Source organism: Streptomyces sp. NPDC058632 (assembly GCF_042717095.1).
Classification (GTDB): Bacteria; Actinomycetota; Actinomycetes; order Streptomycetales; family Streptomycetaceae; genus Streptomyces.
Genome location: NZ_JBHXQZ010000001.1, coordinates 72,823 through 88,637, shown reverse-complemented (window position 1 = coordinate 88,637; position 15,815 = coordinate 72,823). Strand labels below are relative to the sequence as shown.

18 protein-coding genes are annotated in these 15,815 nt (G+C 71.7%); 12 read left to right on the top strand and 6 right to left on the bottom strand.

What is annotated here, in order from left to right; genetic code table 11:
• The first annotated feature begins 3 nt into the window (after positions 1–3).
• From ACFWVE_RS00440 to ACFWVE_RS00385, 12 genes are all read left to right on the top strand, one after another.
• A complete protein-coding gene (locus ACFWVE_RS00440) occupies positions 4–810 on the top strand; it encodes an MlaE family ABC transporter permease (protein ID WP_384006640.1) in 807 nt (268 codons plus the stop codon).
• 1 nt (position 811) lies between these two features.
• On the top strand, positions 812–2,125 hold the full coding sequence (locus tag ACFWVE_RS00435; protein WP_384006637.1) for an MCE family protein: 1,314 nt from the start codon (positions 812–814) through the stop codon (positions 2,123–2,125).
• Positions 2,122–3,198, top strand: coding sequence for an MCE family protein (locus tag ACFWVE_RS00430; RefSeq protein WP_384006634.1), 1,077 nt, complete (start codon positions 2,122–2,124; stop codon positions 3,196–3,198). Before ACFWVE_RS00435 ends, ACFWVE_RS00430 begins: the two co-directional genes overlap by 4 nt.
• Positions 3,195–4,331, top strand: coding sequence for an MCE family protein (locus ACFWVE_RS00425; RefSeq protein WP_384006631.1), 1,137 nt, complete (start codon positions 3,195–3,197; stop codon positions 4,329–4,331). The genes ACFWVE_RS00430 and ACFWVE_RS00425 overlap by 4 nt, the downstream gene beginning before the upstream one ends.
• Before the next feature lie 3 nt (positions 4,332–4,334).
• On the top strand, positions 4,335–5,375 hold the full coding sequence (locus ACFWVE_RS00420) for an MCE family protein (protein ID WP_384006628.1): 1,041 nt from the start codon (positions 4,335–4,337) through the stop codon (positions 5,373–5,375).
• A gap of 11 nt (positions 5,376–5,386) precedes the next feature.
• Positions 5,387–6,829 (top strand): MlaD family protein, encoded by a 1,443-nt coding sequence (locus ACFWVE_RS00415; protein ID WP_384006625.1) that lies wholly within the window; start codon positions 5,387–5,389, stop codon positions 6,827–6,829.
• Positions 6,826–8,127, top strand: a complete 1,302-nt coding sequence (locus ACFWVE_RS00410; RefSeq protein WP_384006622.1) for an MCE family protein — start codon at positions 6,826–6,828, stop codon at positions 8,125–8,127. The genes ACFWVE_RS00415 and ACFWVE_RS00410 overlap by 4 nt, the downstream gene beginning before the upstream one ends.
• The gene (locus tag ACFWVE_RS00405; protein ID WP_384006619.1) at positions 8,124–8,666 is read left to right on the top strand and encodes a hypothetical protein; all 543 of its coding nucleotides are present in this window, start codon (positions 8,124–8,126) and stop codon (positions 8,664–8,666) included. Before ACFWVE_RS00410 ends, ACFWVE_RS00405 begins: the two co-directional genes overlap by 4 nt.
• The gene (locus ACFWVE_RS00400) at positions 8,663–9,406 is read left to right on the top strand and encodes a hypothetical protein (RefSeq protein ID WP_384006616.1); all 744 of its coding nucleotides are present in this window, start codon (positions 8,663–8,665) and stop codon (positions 9,404–9,406) included. Before ACFWVE_RS00405 ends, ACFWVE_RS00400 begins: the two co-directional genes overlap by 4 nt.
• A gap of 26 nt (positions 9,407–9,432) precedes the next feature.
• Complete coding sequence (locus tag ACFWVE_RS00395; RefSeq protein WP_384006615.1) at positions 9,433–9,984, top strand: hypothetical protein; 552 nt, start codon at positions 9,433–9,435, stop codon at positions 9,982–9,984.
• An 81-nt stretch (positions 9,985–10,065) separates the two neighbouring features.
• Entirely contained in the window at positions 10,066–10,854 is a 789-nt protein-coding gene (locus ACFWVE_RS00390) for a hypothetical protein (RefSeq protein WP_384006612.1), read from the top strand.
• A 74-nt stretch (positions 10,855–10,928) separates the two neighbouring features.
• Positions 10,929–12,239: a lytic murein transglycosylase gene (locus ACFWVE_RS00385; RefSeq protein WP_384006609.1), complete on the top strand. Its 1,311-nt coding sequence runs from the start codon at positions 10,929–10,931 to the stop codon at positions 12,237–12,239.
• 102 nt (positions 12,240–12,341) lie between these two features.
• Here the strand turns inward: ACFWVE_RS00385 and ACFWVE_RS00380 are convergent, their stop codons facing one another.
• From ACFWVE_RS00380 to ACFWVE_RS00355, 6 genes are all read right to left on the bottom strand, one after another.
• On the bottom strand, positions 12,342–12,803 hold the full coding sequence (locus tag ACFWVE_RS00380) for an Asp23/Gls24 family envelope stress response protein (RefSeq protein WP_384006606.1): 462 nt from the start codon (positions 12,801–12,803) through the stop codon (positions 12,342–12,344).
• 162 nt (positions 12,804–12,965) lie between these two features.
• Complete coding sequence (locus ACFWVE_RS00375; protein WP_384006604.1) at positions 12,966–13,244, bottom strand: gas vesicle protein K; 279 nt, start codon at positions 13,242–13,244, stop codon at positions 12,966–12,968.
• Positions 13,241–13,468 (bottom strand): gas vesicle protein, encoded by a 228-nt coding sequence (locus tag ACFWVE_RS00370; protein WP_257849268.1) that lies wholly within the window; start codon positions 13,466–13,468, stop codon positions 13,241–13,243. The genes ACFWVE_RS00375 and ACFWVE_RS00370 overlap by 4 nt, the downstream gene beginning before the upstream one ends.
• Before the next feature lie 3 nt (positions 13,469–13,471).
• Entirely contained in the window at positions 13,472–14,317 is an 846-nt protein-coding gene (locus ACFWVE_RS00365) for a GvpL/GvpF family gas vesicle protein (RefSeq protein ID WP_384006601.1), read from the bottom strand.
• A complete protein-coding gene (locus tag ACFWVE_RS00360; RefSeq protein ID WP_384006598.1) occupies positions 14,314–14,691 on the bottom strand; it encodes a gas vesicle protein in 378 nt (125 codons plus the stop codon). The genes ACFWVE_RS00365 and ACFWVE_RS00360 overlap by 4 nt, the downstream gene beginning before the upstream one ends.
• Entirely contained in the window at positions 14,688–15,812 is a 1,125-nt protein-coding gene (locus ACFWVE_RS00355) for an SRPBCC family protein (RefSeq protein WP_384006595.1), read from the bottom strand. Before ACFWVE_RS00355 ends, ACFWVE_RS00360 begins: the two co-directional genes overlap by 4 nt.
• Positions 15,813–15,815: the final 3 nt, after the last annotated feature.

Genomic DNA, 15,815 nt, shown 5'->3' with positions numbered 1-15,815 from the left:
GCGATGGCCTCCCCGCTCGCCCTGCTCGACCGCACCGGCGACCAACTGCTCTTCTACACCCGGTCCCTGCTGTGGATCCCGCGGACCCTGCACCGCTACCTCAGGGAGGTGCAGCGCCTCCTCGCCGAGGTGGCCTTCGGCACCGGGGGCCTCGGCGTCATCGGCGGCACCGTCGGCGTGATGATCGCGATGACGCTCTTCACCGGAACCGTCGTCGGGCTCCAGGGCTACGCGGCCCTCGACCAGATCGGCACGGCCGCGTTCACCGGATTCGTCTCCGCCTACTTCAACACCCGCGAGATCGCCCCGCTCGTCGCCGGACTCGCCCTCTCCGCGACCGTCGGCGCCGGCTTCACCGCCCAGCTCGGCGCCATGCGCATCAACGAGGAGGTCGACGCGCTCGAGGGCATGGGCATCCGCTCCATGCCCTACCTGGTCACCACGCGCATCATCGCCGGCGTCGTCGCCATCGTCCCGCTCTACGCGATCGGACTGCTCTCCTCCTACGTGGCGTCCCGCTACGTGACGGTCCTGTTCAACGGCCAGTCCCGAGGCACCTACGACCACTACTTCAACCTCTTCCTCTCCCCGACGGACGTCCTGCTCTCCGTCCTGAAGGTGCTGATCTTCAGCGTGATGGTGATCCTCGCCCACTGCTACCACGGCTTCCACGCCTCGGGCGGCCCCGCCGGTGTCGGCGTCGCCGTCGGCCGGTCCGTGCGCAACGCCATCGTGCTGATCAGCGTCACCGACTTCTTCCTGTCGCTCGCCCTGTGGGGCGCGACCACGACCGTGAAGGTGGCGGGGTGACATGAGCCGGCCACGACGCCCACGAGGTGGAACACTGCGCCGCCGGAGCGCCGGGGTGGTGTTCCTGCTGGTGCCCGCCCTGCTGATCTGGCTGGCCGTCGCCGTCTACGACAAGCAGTTCACCGACTCCGACCCGGTCGTCGTCGAGACCGGCAGCGTCGGCAACGAGATGCACCCCGGCGCCGAGGTCAAACTGCGCGGGGTCGTCGTCGGCGAGGTCCGCGCCATCGACGCCACCGGCGACGGCGCCCGGCTCACCCTTGCGATGAAACCCGGCGCCCTGGACGACGTACCGGCCGACGTACGCGCGCAGATGCTGCCGACCACCCTGTTCGGGGAACGCTTCGTCGCCCTCGTACCGCCCGAGAACCCTTCGGACGGCCGGACGCTGGCCGCCGGAGCGGTCATCCCCCAGGACCGCTCCGCGAACGCCGTCGAACTCCAGCAGGTCCTCGACAACGTCCTGCCGATGCTCACCGCGGTCCGGCCGCAGAAGCTCTCCGCCACCCTGTCGGCCGTCTCGCAGGCCCTGGAGGGGCGCGGCGACCGGCTCGGCGACACCCTCGGTGTACTCGACGACCACCTGCGGGAGTTCAACCCCCACCTGCCCACGCTCAACCGCGACCTCAAGGAGCTCGTGAAGGTCAGCCATGTCTACGCGGACGCCGCGCCCGACATCATCACGGCGCTCACCGACTTCACCACCACCAGCGGCACCCTCGCCGAGCAGGAGGCCGAACTCGCCGGCACCCTCGGCGCCACCACCCGGACCGCCGAGGACATGACGGCCTTCCTGCGCAAGAACGAGAACAACATCATCCGGCTCGCCGCGAGCGGCAGACCCACCCTGGAACTGCTCGCCGAGTACTCCCCCTCCTTCCCGTGCACGCTGCGCACCCTCGCCGAGTTCGTGCCCGCCATGGACAAGGCGCTCGGCAAGGGCACCGACCGGCCCGGCATCCACGTCGACGTCACCACCGTCGCCTCGCGCGGCGCCTATGTCCCCGGCCGCGACACCCCGTCGTACGACTCCGGTGGCGGCCCCCGCTGTCACCAGGTGCCCTACCCCGGCGCGTCCGCCCGGCCGGCCGTACAGGCACCGGCGGGGACGGGCGCCGGGCCGGACGTGGGGACGCGAGCCGGGACGGGCGCCGGGGCGGACGGCGACCTGGGGCCCGCCAACTCCCCGCAGGAGAACGCCCTCGTCAACGAACTCCTCGCCCCCGCCGCGGGCAAGAGCCCCGCGGACCTGCCCGACTGGAGCAGCCTGCTCGTCGGTCCCGTCTACCGCGGCACGGAGGTGACCCTCGGATGACCACCCCGACGACCCCGGCCGGCCCGGACCACGCGCACACCCGGCGCCGTCCGCTGACCGGGCCGCTGCTCAAGTCCCTCGTCTTCGTCCTGGTCACCGTCCTCGCCACGGCCGTGCTCGGCCTGAGCGTCGCCAACACCGGCGTGGGCTCCGGCACCCGCACCTACAAGGCCCTGTTCACCGACGTCACCGGGCTCCTCGACGGCGACAGCGTGCGGATCTCCGGGGTGAAGGTCGGCGAGGTGACCGACGTCCGCGTCATCCAACGACGCACCGCGCAGGTCACGTTCACCGTGCGCGACGACCGCCGGCTGCCCCGGTCGGCCACCGCCGCCGTGAAGTACCTCAACATGGTCGGCCAGCGCTACGTCGCTCTCGACCGGGGCAGCGGCGACCTCACCGGCACCCTCGAACCGGGCTCCACCATCCCGCTCGACCGCACCACCCCCGCCCTCGACCTGACCCTGCTCTTCAACGGGTTCAAGCCGCTGTTCGAAGGACTGTCCCCGAAGGACGTCAACGAACTCGCCGGATCGATCGTGCAGGTCCTCCAGGGCGAGGGGGCCACCGTCGACAGCCTGATCCGGCACATCGGCTCGCTCAGCACCACCGTCGCCGCCAAGGACGAGGTGATCGGGCAGGTCGTCGGCAACCTCACCACCGTCCTGGACACCCTCAACGACCGGGAGGCCGACTTCGACGACCTCGTCGTCACCCTGCAGGAACTCGTCACCGGCTTCAACGAGGACCGTGAACCACTCGGCAAGGCCGTCGAGGCCATGGGCGACCTGACCACCGTCACCGCCGACCTCCTCGAGGACGGGCGCGAGCCCCTGAAGCGGGACATCCGCGAACTGGGCCGGCTCTCGACGGGCCTGGGCGAACACACCCCGCGGATCGAGGACTTCCTCGACCGGACCCCCGCCAAGATGACCGCCCTGGCCCGCCTGTCCTCCTACGGATCGTGGTTCAACCTCTACCTCTGCGAGGCGCGCGTGAGCGGAGTCACCACCTCCGACGGCTCCGAACCACCGACCGGGATCGCGATCACCGAATCGAGGTGCCGGGGATGAGGCCCTTCGCGCGAGGTGAGGGGAGGGGCGGGTCCGGTGGGCCAGGCGTGACCGGCCCGGCCGACAGGACCGGTCCGGCGGCCGTCAGGTCCCGGCGGCCACGCATCAAGCCGGTCAGGGAACGCGACCCCGTCGCCGTGGCCGTCGCCGGGCTGCTCGGACTCGCCCTGCTCGCGGCCCTCGTCCTCAACGTGGAGCGGCTGCCGCTCGGCGGCGGCACCTCCTACAGCGCCGACTTCTCCGAGGCGGCCGGCCTCGGCACGGGCGACGAGGTGCGCATCGCCGGCGTCAAGGCCGGCCGGGTCACCGGCGTCGGGCTCGACGGCGACCGGGTGAAGGTCACCTTCGAGGTCGAGGACGCCTGGATCGGTGACCGGACGACCGCCGCCATCGCCATCAAGACCCTCCTCGGCGACAAGTATCTGGCACTCGACCCGCTCGGCTCCGCCCGCCAGGACCCTGGCAGCCGCATCCCGCTGTCCCGCACCACCTCCCCCTACGACGTGACGCAGGCCTTCCAGGACCTCAGCGGCACCGTCGACGCCATCGACACGGAGAAGCTCGCGGAGAGCTTCGAGACCATCTCCGACACCTTCAAGGACTCCCCGCCGCATGTGCGCAACGCCGCCGGCGGCCTGTCCGCACTGTCGAAGTCCGTCTCCAAGCGCGACGCGGAACTCGCCGAACTCCTCAAGGGCAGTGCCACGTTCACCGAGACCCTGCAGGACAAGCAGTCCAGCTTCGAGACCCTCATCGAGGACGGCGGCTCCCTGCTCGGCGAACTCGAGGACCGCCGCGCCGCGATACGCGCCCTCCTCAAGGGCAGCAGGAAGCTCAGTACCGAACTCAGCGGCCTCGTCGACGACAACGGGAAGCAGCTCGGCCCCACCCTCAAGGCCCTGGGCCGGGTCACCGGCGTCCTGGAGAAGAACAACGACCAGCTCGGCAAGACCCTCGCGCTGGTCGGGCCGTACTACCGCCTCGTCGGCAACACCCTGGGCAACGGCCGCTGGTTCGACAGCTACCTGTGCGGTGTCGTCCCCCGCTCCTACCTGCCCGAGACGTCCCTGCCCGCGACCGGATGCCGGCCGCCGAAACAGCGGGCGGCGGCAGCCCGGGGGAACGGTGAGTGAACGATGAGCAGACGCAGAAAACTCCTCACCGGCGTGCTCGCCCTCGCGGTGCTCGTCGCCGGCGGCCTGGTCACCGCCCGCGTCCTCGACTCCGGCGGCACCCGCATCACCGCCTGCTTCGACCGCGCCGTCGGCATCTACCCCGGGTCCGACCTGCGCATCCTCGGCGTACGGGTCGGCGAGGTGGAGTCGGTGAGCCCGCAGGGCACCACGGTACGGGTCGGTCTCCGCATCGACGAGGGGGTGAAGGTCCCCGAGGGCGCGCGGGCCGTCGTCGTCGCACCGAGCGTGGTCGCCGACCGCTACGTGCAGCTCACCCCCGCCCACAGCACCGGTCCCGCCCTCGCCGACGGCGCCGTGCTGCCCGCCTCCCGCAACCTCACCCCCGTCGAGATCGACCAGCTCTACGACTCGATCACCGACCTGGCCGAGGCACTCGGCCCGGACGGCGCCAACTCCTCCGGCGCCCTGTCCGAGCTGCTGACGACCGGCGCCGCCAACCTCGACGGCAACGGCGAGGCCATCGGCACCGGCATCGAGGAGTTCGGCAAAGCGGCCAAGACCCTCGACGGCAGCAGCGGCGACCTGTTCCGCACGCTCAGCCGGCTCCAGACGTTCACCACCATGCTCAAGAACAAGGACACCGACGTGCGCACCGCGCAGGAACGCCTGGACGTCGTCGTCGGTTTCTTCGCCGACAACAAGGACGACCTCACCGGCGCGCTCGAGGAACTCGGTACCGCACTCGGCCAGGTCAAGACCTTCGTCGAGGACAACCGGGGCGAGCTGAGGAAGAACGTCGACCGGCTCGTCCCCCTCACCCGAACCCTCGTCGAGCAGCGGGCCTCGCTGGCCGAGGCACTGGACGTGGCACCTCTGGCCGCGGGCAACCTCGTGGGCGCCTACAACCCGGACACCCGCACCCTCGACGGCCGCGCCAACCTCAACGAGATCAGCATGGGCGGCCCGCTGCTGCCCCTGCCCGAGACGGGCGGCTCGTCCGCGAGCGGCGACGGGGCCGCGGGCTCCGGGAAGGGGGAGTGATGGGGGGAGCGATGAGACGCGGAGTGCGCACCGCGGGCGGCGCCGCCGGTCTGACCCTGGGCGCACTGATCGCCCTCGGCCTGGGCTTCGCCCTGGCCCTCGGCGCGGTCACCACCGGCATCCCGCGCTTCGACGGCATCGAGGACCTGCCGCTGCCCGGCGGCGCCGACCTCGGCGACCACCCGTACACCGTCACCGCGGAACTCCACGACGTACTCAGCCTGGTCCCGCAGTCCGCGGTGAAGGTCAACGACGTCGCCGTCGGCCGGGTCACCGCCGTCGACCTCGGCCACGACGACTGGTCGGCCCGCGTCACCCTGCGGATCAACGGCGATGTGCGGCTGCCCGCCGACTCCACCGCCCGGCTCGAACAGTCCAGCCTGCTGGGCGAGAAGTACGTCCAACTCGTCGCGCCCGCCCGGAGGTCCGGAGCCGGGACGGACAACGATCCCGCGACCGGGGCCGCCCCGGGAGCCGGTGCCGAGACCTCGGTCGGGGCCGGCGCCGAGCACCCGACCGCGACCGGGAACGGAAACGGAACGCTGGAGGACGGAGCCGTCATCCCGCTCTCCCGCACCAGCCGCGACACCGAGGTCGAGGAGGTGTTCGGCGCACTGTCCCTGCTCCTCAACGGCGGCGGCGTCAACCAGCTCAAGACCATCACCCGGGAACTCAACGCGGCGCTCGGCGGCCGCGAACCCGAGGTCCGCTCGGTACTGAAGCGGGTCGACACCCTGGTGACCGACCTCGACACCAACCGGGGCGACATCACCGACGCCCTCGACGCCGTCAACCGCCTCTCCACGACCCTCGCCACCCGCAAGGACGACGTCGGCACCGTCCTCACCGACCTCTCGCCGGGACTGAAGACGCTCGAGAAGCAACGCGGCTCCCTGCTGACCATGCTGCGCTCCCTCGACACCCTCTCCGGCGTCGCCGTCTCCACCGTCGACGCGAGCAAGGACGACATGATCGCCGACCTCAAGGCCCTCGCGCCGACCCTGAAGGCCCTCGCGGACGCGGGCACGGACCTGCCCGACTCGCTCGAGGTGCTGCTGACGTACCCGTTCACCGACGAGGTGATGCGAGGCGTGAAGGGCGACTACCTCAACGTGTACCTGGACATGGCCGCCGTGCCGGGCACCCGGGTGATCCCGCCCCTGGTGCCCCAGGACCCGGACTCCCCGGCAGCGGCGGGGGAGAGGCGCTCCTCCGGGGGGACCGCCGACAAACAGGACCCCGGCGAGGGCCGGAAGTCCGCCCCGCCGGAAGGCGGTCCGGCGGGCAGTCCACCGGGAACCGGGTCGAAAACGTCGTCGGGAACCCCGTCGGACAGGCCCGCCCCGGAGAACTCGTCCCCCCTGCCCCTGCCCTCCGTCCCCGGCACGGCTTCCCCCTCCGCCTCCGGGACGACGGCGGACCCGGCGGCCACACCGGGAGGTGACCTCGGTTGATCACCCTCGCCGTACGGCTGAAGAACCTCGCCTTCCTCGTCGTCGCCGTCCTCGCCCTCTCCTACCTCGGCATCCGCTACGCCGACCTCGGCCGGTACGCGGGCGTCGCCGACCACTACACCGTCGACGTGCGACTCCCGCACACCGGCGGCCTGTTCACCCACTCCGATGTCACCTACCGAGGTGTGTCCGTGGGACGCGTCGGCCCGATCGGACTCACCGCCGACGGTGTCGTCGCCGAGCTCCGCATCAAGAAGTCCGCCCCGAGGATCCCCGCCGACACCCGGGCCGTGGTCGCCGGACTCTCCGCCGTGGGTGAGCAGTACATCGACCTGCGCCCCGAGAGCGACGGCGGCCCCTACCTCACCGAGGGCACCCGCATCGAACAGACCGACACCCAGGTGCCCGCCCCCGTCACCGACGTCCTCAGCAGTGTGAACGACCTCGCCGGGTCCGTACCGATCGAGGAACTGCGCACGGTCGTGGACGAGTTCGGCAAGGCCTTCGAGGGACACGGCGACGACCTCGAGGTCCTGCTGGACAGCGGCAGCGACTTCGTGGCGGCCGCCGACCGCAACCTGCCGGCCACCACCCGGCTCATCACCGACGGCGAGACGGTCCTGCGCACCCAGGCCGAGGAGGGACAGGCCATCCGCGACTTCGCCACCGGGGCGACGGAACTGGCCCGCGCCCTCAAGGGCTCCGACGCCGACCTGCGCCGCCTCCTCGCCGTCACCCCCGAGGCCGCCACCCAGATCAGCGGCGTCCTGCGGGACCTCGACCCGAGCCTCGGCGTCGTCCTCGCCAACCTGCTCACCACCTCCGAGATCGCCGTCACCCGGCAGCGCGGCACGGAGGAGTTCCTGGTGAAGGTCCCGGCGGCCGTCGCCGCCGGCGCCACCGCAGTCGAGGGAGGAAAGCTGAACCTCGGCCTGGCCGTCACCTTCTTCGACCCCCTGCCCTGCACCGACGGATACGGCGCCACCCGCTACCGCAACGGCCTCGACCTCGGCACCACGCCCGCCCTCAACACCGGGGCGGCTTGCACGGCCTCCGCGGCGGACGGGGTCAACGTACGAGGCTCGGCGAACGCCCCGAAGGGCGGCCCGGTGCCCGACCCGGCCAAGCCCGGCACCCTGCCCTCCGGCAGCGGCGGTGAGGGTACTGACGGGGCGAAGGCGGGCGGACCGGCCGCGCTCCCCGGCGCCCTCGCCCTGCCCGGCCAGGACGGAGAGGCGCCGAAGGGCCTGACGGGCCTGACAGGCCTCCTCACTCCGGCCACCGGGAGCACCCGATGAAGACGACCAGGTCCCGCGTCCTCACCGGCGCGGGGCTTGCCCTGGCGCTCGGCTTCTGCGGCACAGGCGCGTGGACGTACACGCAGGCCCGCACCGACGACGCGCTCGCCCACAGCGAGGAACGCGACCGGGTGCTCGCCGACGGACGCAAGGGCATCGCCGTCCTCACCACGCTCGACGCCTCCACCCGGCAGCGGGCCGAACAGGGCATCCGGGCCTGGATCGCCGCCTCCACCGGGCCCCTGCGCGACGAGCTGGGCCGCACCGGGGCCAAGACGGGAGCCTCGGCGCGCGGCACGGTCACCGAGGCCGCCCTCACCACGCTGGACACCCGCACCGGCACGGCCAAGCTCATCACCACGGTCCGCGTCGAGGTCACCCCCGCCGGCGCGAAGCAGCCGACCGTCGACCGCAAACGCCTGGAGGCGGTCCTGGCCCGCACGGACGAGGGGGAGTGGAAGGTGCGGGCCCTGAGCGCGGTCCCGGTCACGGCGGAGAAGGCGGCGACGGCGGAGAAGAAGGAGGAAGGCGGCCGATGACACCGACACCGACACCGACACCGGCACCGACACCGACACCGGCACCGACACCGGCAGCGACACCGGCAGCGACGCCGGCGCGGCTGCTGCGCAGGACCAGACCCGGCCCCCCGGAGCCCGACCCGGGTACGGGCGAGGAGACCACGGAACCGGAAACCGCGACGGAGCCGGACGACGCCCCGGACCCGGACGCCGCGCCCCCGGACGACGCCCGCCCTCTCCCCACCGAACACCGCCGACGAACCGTCCTCGCCGTGTCCGTCACCCTGCTCCTCCTTACCGGCGGGGGCTTCTTCCACGGCGCCCACCAGCTGCGTTCGGCCCCGCACGCCCAGAACCAGGCGCTCACCGACACCGAGGCCACCGACCGCGTGGCCGGCGAGGTCGGCAATGCCCTGGCCCGCGCCTTCTCCTACACACCGGACGGCACCGAGGCCGTCGAACGCTCCGCCCGCACCGTTCTCAGCGGCCGCGCCGCCCGTCAGTACCAGGCGCTCCTCGACCAGGTCCGCGACGACCTCACCGAACAGCGCGTCACCCTGAGCACCCGGGTCGCCCGCACCGGAGTGATCGAACTCGACGGAGACACGGCCCGCCTGCTGGTCTTCCTCGACCAGACCTCCCACCGCGGCAGGGACACGGCGGACGCGGACACGGTCACCACCGCGGCGGCCCAACTCACCGTCACGGCGCGGCTCGAGAACGACCAGTGGCGGATCACCGACATCAAGGCCCGCTGACCATGCGCGGGAGACTGGAGCACCCCATGAAACGCGCGGTCCGCGCCGCCCTCGCCGGAACCCGTACCCGGCCGCTGCCGGCCGTGCTCCTCGCCCTCGCCCTCCTGGCCGGCGGCTTCGCGGCACGGGCGGGCCAGGACTGGTACGACGCGGCCCACGACGACCGGGCCGCGTACGCCGTGCAGCGGGACGAGGCACTCGCCGCCGGGGAGCAGGCCGTGCAGAACCTCAACACGCTCGACCACCGGAACGTGGACCGGGGCCTCGCCCTGTGGGAGTCGTCGACCACCGGAGAACTGCACGAACAACTGGCCTCCGGCCGAACGGAATTCGCCGAGCAGGTGAAGGCGGCGGAGACGGTCACCACGGCCCGGGTGCTGTCGGGCGCCGTCACCGAACTCGACGACCGGGCCGGCCGCGCCCGCGTACTGGTCGCCCTGCGCGTCTCCGTCAAGGCGGCCGACGGCGCGAAGACCGACAAGGACAGCCGCATGCTCGGCGAACTCACCCGGACCGAGGGCCGCTGGAAGCTGAGCGCGCTGGGCCAGGCACCCGTGGGCGGCGCGGCGGCCGGCTGACCCGGCCCCGTACCGCGCAAGCCACCGAGCCACCGAGCCGCAGCGCCGCCGCACCGCCGCACCGAGGAGGACAACCGCACGATGTCGACGACCCGTCACCACATCAACCGCCAGCGCCGCCGCCAGGCCCGCGAAACCCGCACCGGGCCGCGCACGGGCGGCACGGCCCTCCTCCCGCCGCCGGCCGCCGACCCCACCACGGACGGGCCGACACCCCGTCAGGAGGCCGGAACCGCAACCGACGAGAGCACCAGGAGCACCAGGAGCACTTCCCGATCCCCCGTCCCCGGCTCCCGCCCCCGTGCCCGCCGCCGCCCCACCCTCCCCCTCGCGCTGCTCTGCGCCCTGACCCTCCTCCTCGGCGGCTTCGCCGGCTGGGCCCACGCGAGGGCCGAGGCACTCCGGGACGACCCCGCGCGCGGCAACACGGCCCTGACCGACCTCACCCGCACCAGTGAGATCAAGGGACAGACGTCCAAAGCCGTCGAGGCGCTCTTCTCCTACGACCACACGGATTCCGGCGCCCTGGAGAAGGCCGCGAAGGACCTCCTCACGGAGAAGGCCGTCGACCAGCACAACACGCTGCTCACCGACGTCCGCAAGCGGGCCGACGAGCAGAAGGCGGTGATCACCACGACGGTCACCGAGAGCGCGGTCGAACGCATCGACGGCGACCGCGCCCGGGTCCTCGTCTACGCAGATCAGAGCAGCGTGGCCACCGCGGGAACCAAGCCGGCCACGGACGAGGACGGACAGGCCACAAAGAGGGAGCAGGACGAGGGCGTGTACGCCGGCGCCATGCTCGCCGTCGACATGGTCCACCGCGACGGCCGCTGGCGCGTCTCGGCCCTGGACACCTTCGGCCGCTGAGACCACACCCCGTACGCCCGCACCCGAGCCCCGCACCCGAACCCCGTACCCCGTACCCGACAGGAGTGACCGCCATGTCCGTACGCCGTGCACGCACACGCCACCGGCGTTCCGGCGGGGCCCGCAGGAGACTGCGGACGACCGCCCTCGCCGTGGCGGCCGTGGCGGCCCTCACCGCCTCCCAGGCGCCCGGCCTCACCCCGGACGTGAAGGACGCCCGCGCCACCCCCTCCACCGACGACGACCGCGCATCGACGGCGGGGAGCGGGCCGTACGCCGAACCGGCCCCTCCGGGCGACGGCTCCTACCACACCGAACTCCCGCCCCTGAAGGACCCGGACATCGCGTCGGCCGCCCCGGTGATCTCCCGGGACCTGCGTTCCCAGTCCGGCATCCCGGCCACCGTGCTGCGCGCCTACCGCGCCGCCGGGACCTCCGTCGGCAGGACGGACCCCGGCTGCCGGCTGCCCTGGGAACTGCTCGCGGCCATCGGCAAGGTCGAGTCGGGCCAGGCGCGCGGCGGAGCGGTCGACCGGAACGGCACCACACTGGGCCGTATCACCGGGCCGCCGCTCGACGGCCGGGGCTTCGCCCTGATCCGGGACTCGGACAGGGGCGCCCACGACGGTGACACGGTCTACGACCGCGCGGTGGGCCCGATGCAGTTCCTGCCGTCCACCTGGGCCCGCTGGGGCGTGGACGGCAACGGCGACGGCCGCGCCGACCCGAACAACATCTTCGACGCGGCCCTGGCCGCCGGCCACTACCTGTGCGCGGGTGGCCGGAACCTGGCACGGGCCGCGGACCTGGACCGGGCGATCCTCAGCTACAACCACTCACGCGCCTACCTGAACCTGGTCAGGCACTGGCTGGAGTTCTACAGCAGGGGAGTCCACACCGTCCCCGACGGCAAGGGCGTCATCCCGAAGAGCCCCGGAGCCGGCGGCGAGACCCCGGCCACGGAACCCGCCGACCGGGAGAACGCAACCGGCGGCGACGGCGGCGAGGACGACGGCATCATCATCGGTCCGGACCCGACCACCCCGTCCACCCCCACCCGGCCCCCGTCCACATCCCCCACCACGTCCCCGTCACCGGACCCCTCCACCCCGACGGACCCCCCGACGAGCGAGACCCCCGATCCCCCCGACGAGTCCCCGACGGACACTCCGACCCCGGACCCCACCGACCCGGGTCCTTCCCCCACCGACCCGGGTCCTTCCCCCACCGACCCGGACGACTGCACCCCGGCCCCTGAATCCCCGTCCCCCGACCCCGCTTCTCCCACTACCACCCCCTGCCCCACAGCCCCGACCACCCCCACCACCACCCCCACCACCGACGCGACGGGCGCGGAGTATCGAACGGCTGAGCCGGGCGTGTGAGTCCTTTCCGTACCGCGGGTGCCGGAGGGCTTCAAGCTCCGTCCACGGAGAGGTCCTCCGGGGGTACTGCGGAGCCTGCCGCACGTCACGAAGGCTGCCGTGTCATTGGACGCGGGACGACGAGGAAGAGCCCCCCGTGTCCTCGTCCTCCTCGTCGGATCCCGGGACATGGACGTCGAGCACCCTGATGTTGATCTCGACGACCTCCAGTCCGGTCATCGTCTCGACCGCGTCCGTGACATGGGCACGGAGGTCCTTCGCGGTGTCCAGGATCCGGGCTCCGTACTCCACCACGACGTCGACGTCGATGGCGGTCTGCTTCTCGCCCACCTCCACCTTCACACCGCGCCCCGGATCACTGGAGCGGGACACCTTTTCCCTGACCGCTCCCAGGGCTCGCGAGGCGCCACCGCCGACGGAATGGATTCCGTCGGTCTCGCGCACGGCGATGCCCGCGATCGTCGAGACCACGGTGTCCGCGATGGTGGTTGTTCCACGGGTCCCGCCCGCGGCATCGTTCGTGCCCAGTGCGCTACCGCTCCGACTGCCGGTCGTCGTCGTCATGAGTTACCTCGCACAGCGTCGTTCGGTGAGAGGGCGGTCCGGAGCCTGCGGATGTCTTCCGCCGCTTTGCGCCCTCGATTCCACTGTGCTCCGGAAGCCGTTCGTCCGCCATTCGGGTGGGTGACCGGCGGAGTCGTCGGCTCCGTCCGCATCGCCGCCCCGTCAGGCCCGGGGCAGCAGGGTGCCGAGCGGCCCCAGGTCGAGGTTGAGATCCTCCGGACGGACGCCGTGCTGCTCGCAGAGCTCCGTCATGCGCTGGTCGAGCAGCATGAGTGTGGTGCCGATCTCGTCGGTCTGGTCGTCGGTGAGGTCGCCCTGGTCGATGCGCCGCAGGGCCTGCCGTTCCATCAGCTGGCGGAGGAGCTCGACCACGGTGAGGACCAGGGTGACGAGATCGCGTCCCACCTGCTCGGAGTCCAGGTCCACCCGCGAGGCCGTCACAGCGGCCCACTGTCGGCCCACGGGGCCGGCACGCGTTCGCTGACCGACGACAGCAGGGCGTGCAACGAGACCCGTACGAGCGGGACATCGGCGATCGCGATGACCAGGTCCCCGCTGACGACGACCCCGGTCGCCAGGACCCGGTCCAGGAGATCGACCAGCGGCACCCCGATGGGACCGCTCAAGGGACCCGGAGTGTCCCAGGGAACCGCTTCGTGCGTCATCCCTCACACCTCGCCCACGAAGGAGTAGGGCACCCACGGGCCCGAGAGCTCGATCCGCGCGCCGGTACGTTCCCGCAAGTCCCTTGCCAGCACGTCCAGTTCGGCCGACCTGTGCTCGGCGACCAGGTAGGTGGCGTTGAGGACCTGGACCCCGTGGTCGCCGCCCGCCGTTCCGGGACCGTGCGGCCGGAGCCGACGGGACGCTGTGGCGATGCGGGACACCTGCGCGTCCACCGTCTCGGCGACACGCAGGGAGTCCTCCCTGTGCTGCTCGCGCCGCGCCCGCAGGTTCCGTCTGCGCTCCAGATACGCCCGCCCCGCTCCCGGAGCCGGACGGCTGCCCCGATCGCCCGGCGGGCCCGGCCGCTGCGCCGCCCTCTCGCCGTCGTCGTCCGACGCGTCCTCGCCCGAAGTGACGGCCGCGTAGACCTTCACGCCCCATTCGGCATGGTGCGCGATGCGTTTCAGGGCGGTGTGGAAGCGCGCCGACTCGTTGCCCAGCACGCGTCTGGCCCTGTCCTCGCCGTTGTACAGCGTCGCCAGCGGCAAGGGGACCGTGGGAGCCTGGGCGGCGACCGCCGACACGACCTCGTGGTGGGCGCGCGCGTACCGTTCGAGCTCGGGCTCGTCCGCCAGACGCTCCTGCCAGGCCTCGTCCGTGAACTCGGCCGCCCGGACGGTCTGCACGATCGCGGTGAGGGAACCGAAGGACAGCGAACGCAGCGGTTCGTCCCGGGCGACCCCGGACACCCCGTCGAGGACCGGACCTCCGTCGGCGCGGCAGACCGCGTACACGTAGAGGGCACTCGTTTCCGATGTTTCCGAAGCCTTGGGACCGCGCTCCGTCATGCCTCTGTTTCTCCCCGGCTCAATGATGCGGATGCGGATGCGGATGCGGATGCGGATGCGGAGGTGGATTCGAGTGTCTCCAGGCGGGCGCGCAGTTCGCGGTTCTCGGCCTGCAGAGCGCTTCGTGCCGCCCGGGAGCTGAGCGCCGGGTCGGTCTCCCACCAGTCGATGCCGGCCTTCTTCGCGGTGTCCACGGACGCCACGAAGAGACGCAGCCGGATGGTCAGCAACTCGATGTCGAGAAGGTCGATCTTGATGTCGCCGGCGATCACGATGCCCTTGTCGAGGACGCGCTCGAGGAGGTCGGCGAGGTTGGTGTTCTGCGGCCCGGGGACGGGGCAGGCAGGGTCGTGCCTGAAATCGAGGTCGGTCACCGGGCCCTCCGGGAGCTCCGCTTGGCGGGGGCCGCACGCTTCCTGGGCGGTTTCTCCTCCTCTTCCTCTTCTTCCTCTTCTTCCTCGCCCTCTTCCGGTTCCTCCTCTTCTTCCTCCTCGTCCTCTTCGTCCTCGCCCGTCAGTTGCTCGTCCTCGGCCTCGCCGTCCTCCTCCTCTTCCTCTCCTCCTTCTCCCTCTTCCTCGTCCTCCCAGCCGTCCTCGTCTGCTTCCTCGCCCTCGGAAGCCTCCGCCTCCTCGCCCTCCTCGCCTTCCTCGCCTTCCTCGCCCTCTTGTTCTTCCTCCTCCATGGCCTCCTCGTGGGACTTGACGACTTCTCCGTCACGGATCTCGCCGCGCCAGCTCTCGGGCTCCTCGCTGGTGAGCGTGACGTACCGCTGGAAGTTCTTGAAGTCCAGGCGCACGCGGCGCCCTTGGACACGCCAGAGGTTGCCCGTCTTCTCGAAGAACCCGGCCGGGTAGTACTCGAGGACCAGGACGATACGGGTGAGGGACGGGGCGAGTTCGTGGAAGCTCACGGCACCACGCGTGGTGCCCTTGGCGCCTTCCGACGTCCACACGATGCGCTCGTCGGGCACCTGCTCCTGGACCGTCGCCTTGAAGCTGCGCGAGGACGGTCCGATCTTGACCTTCCAGTTGCTGCCCGTCTCGTCTTCCATCGAGACGTCCTGAACGCCCTTGGCGAAACCGCTGAATTTGTCGTACTGGGTCCAGTGGTCGTAAGCGGTCCGCAGAGGCAAGCCCACATCGAGTACCTCGATGATGTTCATGAGCTTGCCGCCGCCCGACTTGCGCTTGCCCTTCCCCCCGCCGCCGAAGGTCTCCTTGACCTTGCCCACGACACTGTCCTTGACCCCCTTGACCTTTTCCGAGGCGAACGCCTTCACCGGCGATTCACCCTTGAGGACGCGTGAGCCGATCGCGGGCAGGGACCCGCCGTTCTCCGCGACGTCGGTCAGCCGGCCTGTGACGTCGGTCAGCTTGTCCTTCGCCTTCCCGGCAAGTTTCTCCGTCTGTGCACCGAAGAAGCCGGACACCTCCTGCCGGAGCCTGCCCAGTCCGGACTCCTCCGCCTCGGGCTCTTCGTTCTTCGTCTTGGCCATGAC